The sequence below is a fragment of the Neorhizobium sp. 2083 genome, from assembly GCF_031455615.1.
Classification (GTDB): Bacteria; Pseudomonadota; Alphaproteobacteria; order Rhizobiales; family Rhizobiaceae; genus Neorhizobium.
The window spans coordinates 1-13,443 of sequence record NZ_JAVDTC010000006.1; the positions used below are offsets into that span (position 1 = coordinate 1).

At 63.7% G+C, this 13,443-nt stretch carries 14 protein-coding genes and 1 tRNA gene; 12 read left to right on the plus strand and 3 right to left on the minus strand.

The window, feature by feature from the left end; all coding sequences use genetic code 11:
- Positions 1 to 14: 14 nt before the first annotated feature.
- A tRNA-Met gene (locus tag J2X76_RS21890) sits at positions 15 to 91 on the plus strand.
- 209 nt (positions 92 to 300) lie between these two features.
- Positions 301 to 1,149, plus strand: coding sequence for a hypothetical protein (locus tag J2X76_RS21895; protein ID WP_310219400.1), 849 nt, complete (start codon positions 301 to 303; stop codon positions 1,147 to 1,149).
- 143 nt (positions 1,150 to 1,292) lie between these two features.
- Here the strand turns inward: J2X76_RS21895 and J2X76_RS21900 are convergent, their stop codons facing one another.
- Positions 1,293 to 1,925, minus strand: a complete 633-nt coding sequence (locus tag J2X76_RS21900; protein WP_113286459.1) for a PQQ-binding-like beta-propeller repeat protein — start codon at positions 1,923 to 1,925, stop codon at positions 1,293 to 1,295.
- A gap of 9 nt (positions 1,926 to 1,934) precedes the next feature.
- A complete protein-coding gene (locus J2X76_RS21905) occupies positions 1,935 to 3,155 on the minus strand; it encodes a helix-turn-helix domain-containing protein (protein WP_310219402.1) in 1,221 nt (406 codons plus the stop codon).
- A 96-nt stretch (positions 3,156 to 3,251) separates the two neighbouring features.
- Here J2X76_RS21905 and J2X76_RS21910 point away from each other — a divergent pair, with 96 nt between their 5' ends.
- From J2X76_RS21910 to J2X76_RS21955, 10 genes are all read left to right on the plus strand, one after another.
- Positions 3,252 to 3,950, plus strand: a complete 699-nt coding sequence (locus tag J2X76_RS21910; RefSeq protein ID WP_310219404.1) for a thioredoxin family protein — start codon at positions 3,252 to 3,254, stop codon at positions 3,948 to 3,950.
- 108 nt (positions 3,951 to 4,058) lie between these two features.
- Complete coding sequence (locus tag J2X76_RS21915; protein ID WP_310219406.1) at positions 4,059 to 4,472, plus strand: GFA family protein; 414 nt, start codon at positions 4,059 to 4,061, stop codon at positions 4,470 to 4,472.
- 170 nt (positions 4,473 to 4,642) lie between these two features.
- Positions 4,643 to 5,185, plus strand: a complete 543-nt coding sequence (locus J2X76_RS21920; protein ID WP_310219408.1) for a sigma-70 family RNA polymerase sigma factor — start codon at positions 4,643 to 4,645, stop codon at positions 5,183 to 5,185.
- Positions 5,182 to 5,898: an anti-sigma factor domain-containing protein gene (locus J2X76_RS21925; RefSeq protein WP_310219410.1), complete on the plus strand. Its 717-nt coding sequence runs from the start codon at positions 5,182 to 5,184 to the stop codon at positions 5,896 to 5,898. The genes J2X76_RS21920 and J2X76_RS21925 overlap by 4 nt, the downstream gene beginning before the upstream one ends.
- 117 nt (positions 5,899 to 6,015) lie before the next feature.
- A complete protein-coding gene (locus J2X76_RS21930; RefSeq protein WP_310219412.1) occupies positions 6,016 to 7,578 on the plus strand; it encodes an ABC transporter substrate-binding protein in 1,563 nt (520 codons plus the stop codon).
- 53 nt (positions 7,579 to 7,631) lie between these two features.
- Positions 7,632 to 8,642: an ABC transporter ATP-binding protein gene (locus J2X76_RS21935; protein ID WP_405030079.1), complete on the plus strand. Its 1,011-nt coding sequence runs from the start codon at positions 7,632 to 7,634 to the stop codon at positions 8,640 to 8,642.
- A complete protein-coding gene (locus J2X76_RS21940) occupies positions 8,639 to 9,463 on the plus strand; it encodes an ATP-binding cassette domain-containing protein (RefSeq protein ID WP_310219415.1) in 825 nt (274 codons plus the stop codon). The genes J2X76_RS21935 and J2X76_RS21940 overlap by 4 nt, the downstream gene beginning before the upstream one ends.
- 17 nt (positions 9,464 to 9,480) lie before the next feature.
- On the plus strand, positions 9,481 to 10,215 hold the full coding sequence (locus tag J2X76_RS21945) for a glycerophosphodiester phosphodiesterase family protein (protein WP_310219416.1): 735 nt from the start codon (positions 9,481 to 9,483) through the stop codon (positions 10,213 to 10,215).
- On the plus strand, positions 10,212 to 11,147 hold the full coding sequence (locus J2X76_RS21950; protein ID WP_310219418.1) for an ABC transporter permease: 936 nt from the start codon (positions 10,212 to 10,214) through the stop codon (positions 11,145 to 11,147). Before J2X76_RS21945 ends, J2X76_RS21950 begins: the two co-directional genes overlap by 4 nt.
- Positions 11,147 to 12,040 carry an ABC transporter permease gene (locus tag J2X76_RS21955; protein WP_310219420.1) on the plus strand — a complete coding sequence of 298 codons (894 nt, stop codon included), beginning with the start codon at positions 11,147 to 11,149 and terminating at the stop codon, positions 12,038 to 12,040. Before J2X76_RS21950 ends, J2X76_RS21955 begins: the two co-directional genes overlap by 1 nt.
- Positions 12,041 to 12,043: 3 nt before the next feature.
- On the opposite strand, the gene J2X76_RS21960 is transcribed toward J2X76_RS21955, so the two are convergent.
- A complete protein-coding gene (locus J2X76_RS21960) occupies positions 12,044 to 13,432 on the minus strand; it encodes a M20 family metallopeptidase (RefSeq protein ID WP_310219421.1) in 1,389 nt (462 codons plus the stop codon).
- Positions 13,433 to 13,443: the final 11 nt, after the last annotated feature.

Below are 13,443 nucleotides of genomic sequence, written 5' to 3' on the forward strand. Positions count from 1 at the left end.
GGATTTACGCTTGGCGCGGGGTGGAGCAGCCCGGTAGCTCGTCAGGCTCATAACCTGAAGGCCGCAGGTTCAAATCCTGCCCCCGCAACCAAAAACCAAAATCTCCTCCGCAAATCTCCAAATCCAAATCGATGACCCCACCATAAGCGTAAGCAAAAGTCGTTGCCTCGCGTCGTCGGGCCCGGTAAGAACGCAAGCCGCTACGGAAAGCACCCGGCTGCGGTCGCGGTCATCGCCATGCATGTTCTCATATCATCGGCGTGGCCCGCGAATTTTTGCACAAGTCCTTTGGATCGACGAATGGCGATAACGGCCCTGCAGATAGCGGACAGCGCGCTGATCCTTCCCCTGATCAAGCAGCAGTCGGTGACGATGCTGGAGGCCTACAGCGCCAATCCGCGGCTGAGTTCCGTTTTTGCGACACAGCAGCGGTGGCTGCTTGGCCATATGGCATTGGGCCTTCATTTCCGAGCCGCCGCGCAGGGCGAGCTGACGACGCTCTCCCGTTTCCTGACAAGCGTCACCGAGCATGCGGTTTCCAGCCGCAACACCGGCGACGCCTTCATCAAGGAAATGATCCATTACGGTTACGCCAGCCTGGTGGATGCAGCTAACGACCGACGCTCGCGGCCCATATCCATCTCGACCGTCGCACTGGAAGCGATCCATACCTGGGCCGCGATCCATCTGGTCACGCTCGACCGTTTCGACAACGGCCGTCGTCTGGAAGTATTTCAGGCTGCGGAAGGCGCCATCGCCCGTCTGCAGCCGGAAATCGCCGACGGCCTGCTGACGGACCCCGTCATTCGCCAGCCCCAGAAAACGTTTTCGCTGTTCACCTGGCTCAACAACGGCGGAGTGATCATGGAATGGCTCTTCGCGGGGCTCGGCGAGATCAGTTCCGACGGCCGGCGCTATCCGACACCGGTCGCTTCGCTGGCCGACATGGCAGGATGGCTGAAGCTCTCGCGCACCCATCTCGACCGCAAGCTGCGCGAGGCTGAGGCCATGGGAAGCCTGGGATGGGCGGGCCGGCGGGGCAATTCCGCCATGTGGGTCTCAGCCGCCTTCGTGCGGGAGATGATCGAAGCACAGGCGGCAAAGCTCGCTGTCATCGATGCCGCTTTCGAGCGTTGTTTTTCCCGTTGATCCTCTGCCGGCGTTCCAGATTTCGAATGTTCCGACGCAGCCGGATGGCGAAGGATTGACGAGCGGCGTTTTCAGGAGCGCATCGGGGCGACATCGATGACGGTCCGCCGGCCGGCACCGGTTCTCCGGACGAGCCGCGAAGGTTACCGGGGGCGGCGCACGGCCCGCACCTTGCCGCTGGTCCCGCCGCCGCAGAAGAATTGATCCGCGCCATCGGATTCAAGGCCGGAGACGCCCAGCCCCAGCGGCATTTCGAGCATTTCCAGCACGGTTCCGGTCTCGGGGTCGATACGCCTCACTTCGCCTTCGTCGCCTTCCCAGACGCCGTGCCAGAGTTCGCCGTCGACCCAGGTCACGCCGGTGACGACGCGATTGGATTCGATGGTGCGGAGGATCCTGCCCGTATCAGGATCGACCTGATGGATCTTGCGGCCGCGATATTCGCCGACCCAGAGCGCGCCCTCCGCCCAGGCGAGACCGGAATCGCCGCCATTCCCGGGCGCGGGGATCGTCGCGACGACGGTGCCCGTCTTCGGATCGATCTTATGGATGCGATCTTCGGCGATCTGAAACAGATGCCTGCCGTCGAAGGCCGTTCCGGCATGCGAGGCGACATCGATGGAACGCACCGTTTCGCCGCTTGCCGGATCGAAGGCGTTCAGCTTGTCTCCGGAGGCGAACCAGACGTGCTGGCCGTCGAAGGTGACGCCATTCACGCGATCGGCCCCCGGGAAGGGTCCATATTCTCGGATGATTTCGGCTTGAGATTTTTTCATGTGCTCATCCTAGTCGTTCGGGAGCGGACCGGGGAGTAACAAGATTGTCGGGAAACCGGGCACGGACGGGGTCATCCACCGGCGTGCGCGTCCCTGACCGAACCATTGCACCTTGCCGGCGTCCGAAAGCTGTTCCAGCGCCCGCTGCACGGTGCGGGCGCTCGCCCCAAGCGCAATCGCCAGCGCCGAGCTCGACCACGCCTCGCCATCGGCAAGGAAGGCGAGCACCGCCGCATGCTGTTCTTCGACCGGCGGCGCCAGCACGATGACGTCGTGGTTACTGGATGGCGTCAGAGCAAAGCCTCTCCTTGTCGCCGTAACGTCCGCCAGTCCCCGGAGTTCGGCCCGCAGCCGCCCGATTTCGACCCGCAGCCGGGCGCGATGCGATTCGTCCGCGTGACGGGCCCGAAAGGCGCGGTAAAGCAGCGCGCTTCTCGGCACGTCGCCCGGCCAGCCTTCGCCCAGCGCGCGGGCCAGCGCGAACAATATCGGGCGAGACGCAAGAGATACCTGCGTGTCTCCGCGCCGCACGCAATTGCGGCATGCATCCACCACCAGCACCCCCGCGGCGAGGGCCGTTTCGACCTCTTCAAGCAGGAGCAGGCGTTCCTGGCCTTGTGCGATCACCCGTGCCGCAGGCGTCTTCAGGACAAGGGATGCGCTTTCGACCTCCGCTGTCAGCGCGGGAATGCCCGCTTCCCGCGCGGCTTCCTCGGCACGACCGAGTGCTCTGCGCGCCGCCTTCGTCTGCAGGCGGCGGATCGCCACCCCTGCCACGACCAGTTCATAGGCAGCTTTCGATGCGGGCGGAAGCGGAGGTGGGTCGAAGGCGGCGAGAATGCGCTCGGCCGCGTCGAGGCGCCCGATCAGCAACAGGCGCCGAACCTCCAGATTGACCGCGTGTGCCGCGTTCACCCGGTCACCATGCGCTTCAAGCACGGCCCGAGCCTGGTCGAGTGCCTTTACCGGCCACGCAAGATCGCGGGAGACCAGTGCGATCTCCGCCTCGGCAACGACGCATCGTGCGCGGGCCATCGCCTCTTTCGGGCCGAACGCGCGGGCGGCACTTTTGAGCAGGGCCTTTGCCCGGGCGAGATCGCCGAGCTGCGCCATGGCGATGCCTCTGAGCGCAAGTGCGGGCGCATCGTCGCGCAGCGCCACCCGCTTCAATGCCCCCAGAGGATCACCCGAGGCGAGCGCCCGCGCCGCGGCCGTGATCAGCGAGTCCATCGGAATCCCGTCACACTTGTCACTCTCACCATTCGATATCCGGCCCTAGTCTATCTCGTGACCACCAACCTGCATCTCAACAAACAGGAGGTTCATATGCGAAATCAAGTCGTTTCGCCGGAAGAATGGCTGCAGGCCCGCCTTGAGTTGCTCGCCGCGGAGAAGGACTTCACCCGCCAACGGGATGCGCTGACGCGCCGCCGCATGGCGATGCCCTGGGAGCGGGTGGAGAAATCCTACCGGTTCGAAGGGCCGGATGGCGCGCTTTCCCTGGCGAATCTCTTCGACGGCCGCTCGCAGCTGATCGTTTATCACTTCATGTTCGGGCCCGATTGGGAGGAAGCGTGCAAGTCGTGCTCGTTCTGGGCGGACAATTTCAACGGCATCCCGATCCACCTCAACCATCGCGACGTGACGTTCGTTGCCATTTCGCGGGCGCCGCTTGCCAGCATCGAGGCCTACAAAAAACGCATGGGCTGGAGCTTCCCGTGGTTTTCCTCGAACGGCAGCGATTTCAATTTCGACTATCAGGTCTCGGTGAAGCCGGAAGATCTCGCCACGGGCCAAGCGTATTACAACTACAAGGTTCAGCCGAGCAACGCATCCGAGGAAGTCGGCATCAGCGTCTTCAGCAGGAATGAAGGCGGCGAGGTGTTCCACACCTATTCCTGCTATTCGCGCGGCGTCGACATGCTCAACGGCGCCTATCATTTCCTGGATCTCGTGCCGAAGGGCCGCGACGAGGACGACCTCCGGTTCCCGATGGCCTGGCTGCGCCGTCACGACCAGTATTGAGGCCTCAGGCCTTTTCCGGGTGTTCGACGGGTGGCGGCAATCGACGCAACTCCCGGCCTGACGTCCGGCAAACAATGCCATCCCTGCCATCAAATCCGGAGACATGACATGAGCAAGTCCTATATCGGCGGATGCGCCTGCGGCGCCATTCACTACGACATCCCTGCGGAGCCGCTGGTGATGAACGATTGCCAGTGCCGTCAATGCCAGCGCGACAGCGGCACAGGGCACGGATCCTACCTGACCTTCCCGCGCGCCGCGGTGACGGTTCACGGGCAGGCGAATACCTGGGATCTCGTCGGCGACAACGGCTACGTGAAGTCGCGCGGTTTCTGCGCCAATTGCGGGACACTGGTCTATCTGACCTTGCCGGCCGTCCCGGACATCTTTGTGGTCTATGCCGGCAGCCTGGAGGATCCGAGCCGCTACAAGCCGCAATTCGTCTGCTGGACGGCCGCCGGCCATCAATGGGACCACATGGACCCGGACCTGCCGAGGTTCGAGAAGATGCCGCCCGCCTAGCCGGCAAGGGTCAAATCCCCGACAGGTGGCGGCTGGTATCGAACCGACGGCGGACGCCATCACGGGATCAGTGGCCTGGAGGCAGGTGGCTCACGCCGAGTTTTGCGACGAGCGTCTTGTTTTTTGATACCGGCGTTCTCTATAGATCAGAGGCGGCTGGATTTGTTCGAATGCAAAACAATGAGATTGCAGCTCTGATCAATCGCGTGGCGATCGGCGATCGCAAAGCGTTCGCGGCGTTGTATAGTGCGACGAGCCCGAAACTATTTTCGATCTGCCTGCGTATCTTGAAAGACAGGGCCGACGCGGAAGAAGCGCTTCAGGAAATCTATGTCAGGGTCTGGCAGCGCTCCAGGACTTTTGCCGTCGATACCGGTTCGCCCCTGGCCTGGCTGGCAGCGATCGCGCGCAATCATGCGATCGACATCCTGCGGGCCAGGAAACCTGTCGCCGAAGACCTGGATGATGCCTACGATCTTGCCGATGACGGCATTCTCAACCCGGAGCAGCAGGTCGCCATGGCTGATGAAGGCCGCCGCATCGATAATTGCATGCAGGAGCTCGATTCCGTGCATGCGGGTGCGGTTCGACGTGCCTATGTGGAAGGTTTGAGTTATCTTGAACTGGCGGAAGAACTGAAGGTGCCTTTGAACACGGTGCGCACATGGCTGCGCCGGAGCCTTCTCAAACTGAGAGAGTGCATGCAGCGATGACGTCGGGCGAACAAAGTCAGGGCAGGCGGCCGCAGGACGAGATCCTGGCGGGCGAATATGTGCTTGGCGTTCTGTCGCTGGAGGCGCGTCACGCCGTCGAGCAGCGGATGGCGAGCGATCGTGCCTTTGCCCGGATCGTCGAACGTTGGCAGGCGGACCTTGCCTCCCTCAACGACGAGTATGAGGACGTCGCACCGCGCCCGGTGGTCTTCAGCCGGATCGAAACGCGGCTCTTCGGCCCCACGCGCGCTGTCGCACCCTCGTCCGGCCTGTGGAATTCCGCGCAGTTCTGGCGGTGGCTCTCGCTTGGCACGTCGGCGGTAGCTGTCGCCGCCATTGTCTATGCGTCCGGGGCCGGCCCGAAGCCTCAAAGATCGGCTCCGCTGGTGGCGGAACTTTCTTCGACCAATAGCCAGGTCAATCTGCTGGCTTCCTACGACGCCGGGAACGGCCGTTTGCGGATCGTGCCGGTCGCGGCCGGCGGACGCGACGAAAAATCGCTGGAACTCTGGCTGGTGCCCGGAAGCGGCAATCCGCGATCCCTCGGCGTCTTCCAGCCGGACAAGGCGGGCGAGCTCGTGATCCCCGCCGATCTTCGCGGCAACATCGCCGAAGGCGCGACGCTTGCCGTCAGCCTCGAACCATTCGGCGGCTCGCCGACAGGTGTGGCGACCGGCCCTGTGGTGGCGAGCGGCGTTGCCCGCAGGCCCTGACGATTTTCCCGGCATGACGGTTTGCAGCGACATCGTGACTGTATGTTTGCACACGCGTCACAAAAGTTTAGCAGGGAATAAATAAGGTGGCCTGAGTTTCACTTCGAGGCTTACCTGATGATCTCCCTTCTCCGTGCTTCCCGCACGGCAATGGCCGTTTGCGCTATTGCCGCAGCTTCCGTTTTGCCCGCCATGGCCCAGAGCCGTCCGGACCTCACCGTCGCCGTTGCCGACATTCCGCCGACGCTGGAACCGGCGCAGGAGCTTTCCAACGTCGGTACCCGCGTCACCTATTCGATGTTCGACACACTGATCCGCCGCGATTTCCTGTCCTCGCCGAAGGGCGACGGGTCGAAACTCGTACCTTCGCTTGCCGAAAGCTGGAAGCGCATCGACGGCCGCACGCTGGAGGTCAAGCTGCGGCCGAACGTCAAGTTCCACAACGGCGAGATCATGACGGCCGACGACGTGGTCTTCACCTTCTCGCCGGAGCGTCTCAGCGGCAAGAACGCCGTCATGAAGCAGGGTCCGGGCTTTTTCGGCGGACTTGAAAAGGTCGAGGCGATCGATGCCGCGACCGTCCGTTTTGTCACCAAGAGCGTCGATCCGATCCTCGAGCAGCGTCTGGCGTCCTGGGCTTCGTGGATCGTCAACAAGAAGGACTGGATGGCCAACGCCAACGGCAAGTTCCCGAAATTCCCGGTCGGCACCGGCCCGTTCAAGCTCAGCGAATACAAGCCGAACGAATCCATCAAGCTGGCCGCCTTTGACGACTATTTCGGCGGCAAGCCGACCGTCCAGTCGGTCATCTTCCGCGTCGTGCCGGAACAGGCGACCCGCATCGCCGGTCTCGTTTCCGGCGAGTTCGACATCATCGCCAATGTCTCGCCGGACCAGATCCAGCAGATCAACAGCTATCCGGATATCGAAGCGCGCAGCGTCGTCCTCGCGAACGCCCACGTGCTCGTCTACAACACCGAAAATCCGGTGATCAAGGACAAGCGTGTCCGCCAGGCGATGAACCTCGCCATCGACCGCAACCTGCTCGTCGAGGCGCTGTGGAACGGCCAGGCCGTGGTGCCGAAGAGCCACCAGTTCCCCGAATTCGGCGCCCTTTACGACGACAAGCGCGCCGGCCTCGTCTACAATCCGGAAAAGGCCAGGCAGCTTCTGAAGGAGGCCGGCTACAAGGGCGAGGAAATCCACTACGCGACCCGCGCCAACTATTACCTGAACGCCGTTCCTGCTGCCCAGGCGATCATGGAAATGTGGAAGGCCGTCGGGATCAACGGCAAGCTCGACATCGTCGAAAACACCGACACGATTACCGGCGATCTCAAGATGGTCCGTAACTGGTCGAACTCGATCCGCTATCCTGACCCCGCCGGCGGTCTGTGGAACCTCTGGGGCCCATATAACGGTCCCCAGCAGAACAAGGAATGGACGCCTGTCGAGTTCAACAAGCTCGGCGAGGAACTGGACCAGAGCTCCGATCTCGCCAAGCGTCGCGACGTTTTCCAGAAGATGCTCGACGCATGGGAAGACGATGCTCCAGGCACCATTCTCTACCAGCCGCTCGAAACCTACGGCGCGCGCAAGGCCGTGAACTGGAAGCCCTATAACTTCTACTACATGGACCTGCGTCCCTATAACCTTACCGTCGAGGCCAAACGTTCGTGACGGTTCTCGAAGCTGATCGTCTCTCCGCCGATTCCAATCGGCGGAGAGAACCCATCTCAAGCCGTGGTGCAGCCAGAGCGGACACCGTTCTTGCGGTGGAAGGCCTGACAGTGGGCACGGGTCGCGCCGATCTGGTGATCGACGTTTCGCTCGACGTGCGCGCCGGTGAAACGCTCTGTCTGGTCGGCGAGAGTGGCTGCGGCAAGAGCCTCACCTGTCTCGCCGCCATGGGCCTGACCTCCGAGCCGCTGATCCGCAAATCCGGCCGGATTTCCTTTCTCGGACAGGATCTTTCCCTGCTTCGCGAAAACCAGCTCGCCGAGATCCGCGGCCGCGACATGGCGATGATCTTTCAGGATGCGACGGCGGCGCTCAATCCGGTGCGCCGGGTCGGCATGCAGATCGCCGAAGTGCTGGTCGTGCATCGCGGGCTCACCTGGAGCCAGGCGATGAAACAGGCGGTGGAGCTGCTCGCTTCGGTCGGCATTCCCGATCCGGCCGGCCGCGCCAACGCCTATCCGCACCAGCTTTCCGGCGGCATGAACCAGCGCGTGATGATCGCCATGGCGCTCGCCTGCCGGCCGAAACTTTTGATCGCCGACGAGGCGACGACCGCGCTCGACGTCACGACGCAGGCGCAGATCCTGAAGCTGATGAAGGAGCTGCAGGCGGAGACCGGTGCGGCGATGATCCTCGTCACCCACGATCTCGGCGTCGTGGCCGAAATCGCCGATCGCGTCGCGGTCATGTATTCCGGCCGGGTGGTCGAGACCGCTACCGTCGACGATCTTTTCGAGCGGCCGCTGCATCCCTATACGCGCGGGCTGATGGCCTGCCGGCTGCATGCGACGACCATCAGCCATGGCCGCATCGCAGCGATCGAGGGCACGGTGCCGAGCCCGTCGCGGCGGCCCGAAGGTTGCAGTTTCCGGCCACGCTGTCCCTATGCGAGCGATGAATGTATGGCGCTGCCTGCGCTTCGCCCGATCGCCGGCATATATGGTGCCGATCAGCATCGGGCAGCTTGCCATTTCGCCGAGGACTTCGCGAGGGCGGGTTCATGAGCGGGAAAGGCAGGCTGGTCCTCGACGATATCGTCCGCGTCTATCGCTCCGGCGGCAGCCTGTTCGGTGGCAAGACGGTCGTGCGTGCCGTCGACGGGGTCAGCATCACGCTCGAACCCGGCGAGACGCTCGGCATCGTCGGCGAAAGCGGCAGCGGCAAGTCGACGCTCGGGCGCATCGCCGCCGGCATCGAAGCCCCCACATCAGGCCATGTCACGCTCGATGGAAAACCCTATGCCCGCATCGGTTCCACCGCCTGGCGGCGCGAACGGCGCGGCGTGCAGATGATCTTCCAGAACCCGTCGAAGGCGCTCGATCCGCGCATGGCGATCGGCGGCCAGATCGAAGAAGCCATGCAGGCCCATGGGATGTTCGACGCCGCAGGCCGCAAGCAGCGCATGAGCGAGATGCTGGCGCTGGTCGGCCTGCCGGGCATGGGCGCGCGCTTTTCGCACCAGCTTTCCGGTGGCCAGCAACAGCGGGCGGTGATTGCCCGTGCCCTGGTGCTCGACCCGAAAGTGGTGATCTGCGACGAGGCGGTGAGTGCGCTCGATGTCTCGGTGCAGGCCCAGATCATCAATCTGCTCAACGATCTCAAGGCTCGTTTCGGGATCGGTTATCTGTTCATCTCGCATGATCTCGGCGTCGTCCGCCATATCAGCGACCGGATCGCGGTGATGCGGAAGGGCGTCATCGTCGAGGCCGGCCGTGCCGCCGAAATCTTCGCCAATCCCCAGCATGAGTATACGCGATCGCTGCTGGCCGCCGTGCCGGCGACAACGCCCGCGGAGCGCCGCGCCCGCGAGCGTCTGATCGCTTGAACAGCCAGGAAAAAGCCATGTCGTCTCTGCCCGCCATCATCGCCCATCGCGGTTATTCCACCCTCTATCGGGAAAATTCGCCTGCAGCCTGGATCGGGGCGATCGAGGCGAAGGCGGACTATATCGAGGTGGACGTGCGGGTGACGCGCGACGGCGGGATCGTCTGCTGCCACGACAAGGACCTGCAGCGCCTCGTCGGCCGGGACGATGCGATCGCCGATATGGCAAGCGCGGAGCTGGCGGCGATCGAGGCGGACGGCTTTCCCGCCGCGCCGCCGCTTGCCCTGCTCTTCGAGACGGTGCCGGAAGACCGGCCGATCCTGTTCGACGTGAAGGACGAGTTGCCGGGTTCGCTGGATATCCTGCTGGCGGCGCTTGCAAAGGTGCCGAACCGCGCTCTCACGCTCGGCCTGCATTCGTCAGGCTCCGTCAGGCATATGCGGGACGGCGGCTGGACGCGGCCGGTCCTCGGGCTGATCAAGGGTTTCGACGAGGAAGCCTTTTTCGCGGCCGGCGGCGATATCCTGCGCATCTGGGAATGGGACACGGCGCCGGGGCGCATCGCCGGTCACGTCGAGCGCGGCCGGCCGGTCTGGATCACTGCCGGCGAAGGCGCCACCGGCCGCAGGGTCGGGGACTTTGCCGACGCGGAGCTTTTGCGCATGACGCGCGAAGGCGCTTCGGGTTTCCTGGTCAACGACCCAGTTGCTGCCCGCAATGTGTTGGAAGAAGCGCCGGGGACGCGGTCATGAGACTGCAATTCATCCTCGTCAAACTCGTGCGCGGGCTGCTGACGATGCTGCTTGCGGTGACCTTCGTGTTCGTCGTGCTGCGCCTGTCGGGCGACCCGGTGACGATGATGCTGCCGGACGATACGCCGGCTTCGGTCATCGCCGAATACCGGGCGATGTGGGGTCTCGACAGGTCGCTGCCCGAACAATATGTCCGCTACATCCTCTCTGCGGCACAAGGTGATCTCGGTTATTCCTTCCGCGACGACCGGCCGGCGCTGGCGGTGGTGCTGGAGCGGGTGCCGATGACGCTGCTGCTCGGTCTTTCCGGCTTTGCGATCACCGTGGTGATCGGTCTGTTCGCCGGTATCGCCGCAGCGCTGAAGCGCGGCACGGGCATCGACCATGCCGCCATGGCGTTTTCGATCTTCGGCCACAGCATGCCGAACTTTTTCCTCGCCATCCTGATGATCCTGCTGTTCTCGATGACCTTGCGGGTGCTGCCGAGTTCGGGCGGTTCGACCTGGTGGCATCTCATTCTGCCGGCGGTGACGCTCGGCATCATCAATGCCGGCACAGTGGCGCGCTTTACCCGCTCCTCGATGCTGGAAGTGCTGCATCAGCCCTATATGCGCACCGCTCGCGCCAAGGGCCTCAGGCTGACAAGGCGGGTGACGTCCCACGCCATCCCGAACGCGGCGATCCCGGTCGTCACCATTCTCGGCCTTCGCCTCGGCGCGCTGATCGCCGGGGCGATCGTTATCGAGTCGGTCTTCGCCTGGCCGGGCATCGGCCTGATGCTGGTCAATGCGGTCAGCCAGCGGGATCTTCCCGTCGTCCAGACGATCGTGCTCCTCGTGGCGCTCACCATGGTCGTCACCAATTTCATCGTCGATATCGCCTATGGCTGGCTCGATCCACGCATCGAAACCCGCGAGGCCAAGGAAAGCTGATGAGCATCGAACAATCGGCGCCGGCTGCAAAGGCCGGCTGGTTGAGGATCAGGATGGCCGGCAGGCCGCGCCTCATCATCATCCTCTGCATGGCGTGGCTGGCCTTCGTGCTGATCGTCGCGATCGGCGCGGATCATCTGGCGCCCTACAGCTACACGGCGCAGAGCCTGCTCAGCCGCCTGAAGGCGCCGGCCGTGCTCGGCGGCGATCCGCGGTTCCTGCTCGGTTCCGACGGACTTGGCCGCGATGTGCTTAGCCGGCTCATTTATGCCACCCGGATGAGCGTTCTGATCGCGATCGTCGGCTCTCTGATCGGCGCCACCTTCGGCACGCTGATGGGGTTCCTGGCCGCGCATTTCCGCGGGATCGTCGAAGACGTCATCATGGTCTTCGTCGATTTCCAGGCGAGCATGCCGTTCCTGATCATCGCGCTCGCGGTGCTTGCCTTTTTCGGCAACAATTTCGAGCTCTTCCTGGTGGTGGTCGGACTTTACGGCTGGGAGGTCTATGCGCGGCTGACCCGCAGCCTGGTGCTGCAGGCGAAGGGCCAGGGTTATGCGTTTGCGATCGGCACGCTCGGCGTCCATCCGGTGCGGATCTATGCGCGGCACATCCTGCCGAACATCCTGAGCGTGCTGATCGTCCAGGTAACGCTCAACTTTCCGGAGCTGATCCTTCTGGAGACCTCGCTCAGCTTCCTCGGCCTCGGCATCCAGCCGCCGCAGACCAGCCTCGGCCTGATGCTGGGTGAAGGGCGCAACTACCTCGCCACCGCCTGGTGGACCGGCGTGCCGGCCGGCATCGTGATCTTCCTGACGACGCTGTCGATCAGCCTCTGCGGCGACTGGCTGCGCGACAAGCTCGATCCGACGCTGAAAGTCGCTGAAAGCTGAAGGTCAGGCCTCGGCCTCGCCGATATCCCAATAAAGCCCGGCCATCATTGCAAGCCCTTCGCGGACGATCGAGATCGGCAGGTGCTCGTTCGGGGCGTGCTGCAGGCAGCCCGGATAGGAATGCGGGATCCAGATGGTCGGCAGACCGAGCAGGTCGGAAAAGATGTTGTTCGGCAGCGAGCCGCCGAGATTGGGCAGGATCGCCGGCGGGGCACCGAGCGTCTTCTCGATCGAGGCGACGACGCGCCTGACCCACGGATGATCGGGATCGAGGCGGCTGGCGAGGAAGATAGCGTCGGTCGGATCCTTGACCACGACCCGGTCGTAGCCGGCATCGATCAGCGCCTTGCGGACCGCCGGGACCACCGCATCCGGATCGACGCCGACCGGGAAACGCAGCTGCATCCGGGCGCGCGCTTTGGGCGGGATGGCGTAGAGCGGCTGGGCGAGATTGCCGCATTCCATCTCCATCACCTCGAAGGAGCTCCAGGCGAACACCTTTTCCTCCGGCGTGAGCCCCGGTTCGCCCCACCAGGGCTCGATCGGCGGGTCGCCGGCGGCGGGCGTGATGTGGCAATCCTTCAAAGCGATGCGGACATTTTCCGGGATCGAACCCGGTGTCATCTCAGGCACCTTGATCTGCCCGGTGCGGCCGACCAGCGCGGTGATCGCGTGGCAGAGTTCGATGCCTGGATTGGAGAGGATGCCGCCCCAGTTTCCGGAATGCTGGAAGCTTTCGCGCGCATGGATTTCCAGATGGAAGGACATGCCGCCGCGGGCGCCGAGAAAGATGGTAGGGCGGTCGAGGGCAAGGCGCGGGCCGTCGGAGGCGATGAAGACATCCGCCTTCAATTCGTCCCGATGGGCGGCGCACATTTCCTCCAGCCCCAGCGAGCCGGATTCCTCGCCCATCTCGATCAGGTATTTGAGATTGAAGCCGAGCGAGCCCTTGACCGCAAGCAGCGCCTCGACGGCGGCGAGGTTCACGGCATGCTGGCCCTTGTTGTCGGCCGTGCCGCGGCCATACCAGGCGCCGTTCCTCTCGATCATCTCGAAGGGCGAGAGGCCGTCGTCCCACTGGCCATCCAGACCGGCGACGACATCGCCATGTCCGTATTGCAGGACGGTGGTGAAGCTCGCGTCCTCGATGCGTTCGGCCAGCAGAAACGGGCCGGGCGCGGCATCGTTTTCGTAGATCTTCGTCGTGAAGCCGAGCCGCTTGAAAAAGGGCTGCATGTCGTCGGTGATATAACGCCAGAGATCCGGCTTGTTGGCGGCGACGCGGCTGGCGGATGGGATCGCCACGCGTTTGCGCAAGGTTTCTTCGAAGGAACCGTCATCGAGATAGCCCACGGCCTTGTCGATCGTTGCTTGGCGGGAGGCTATCGTCATCCGGGCATCCT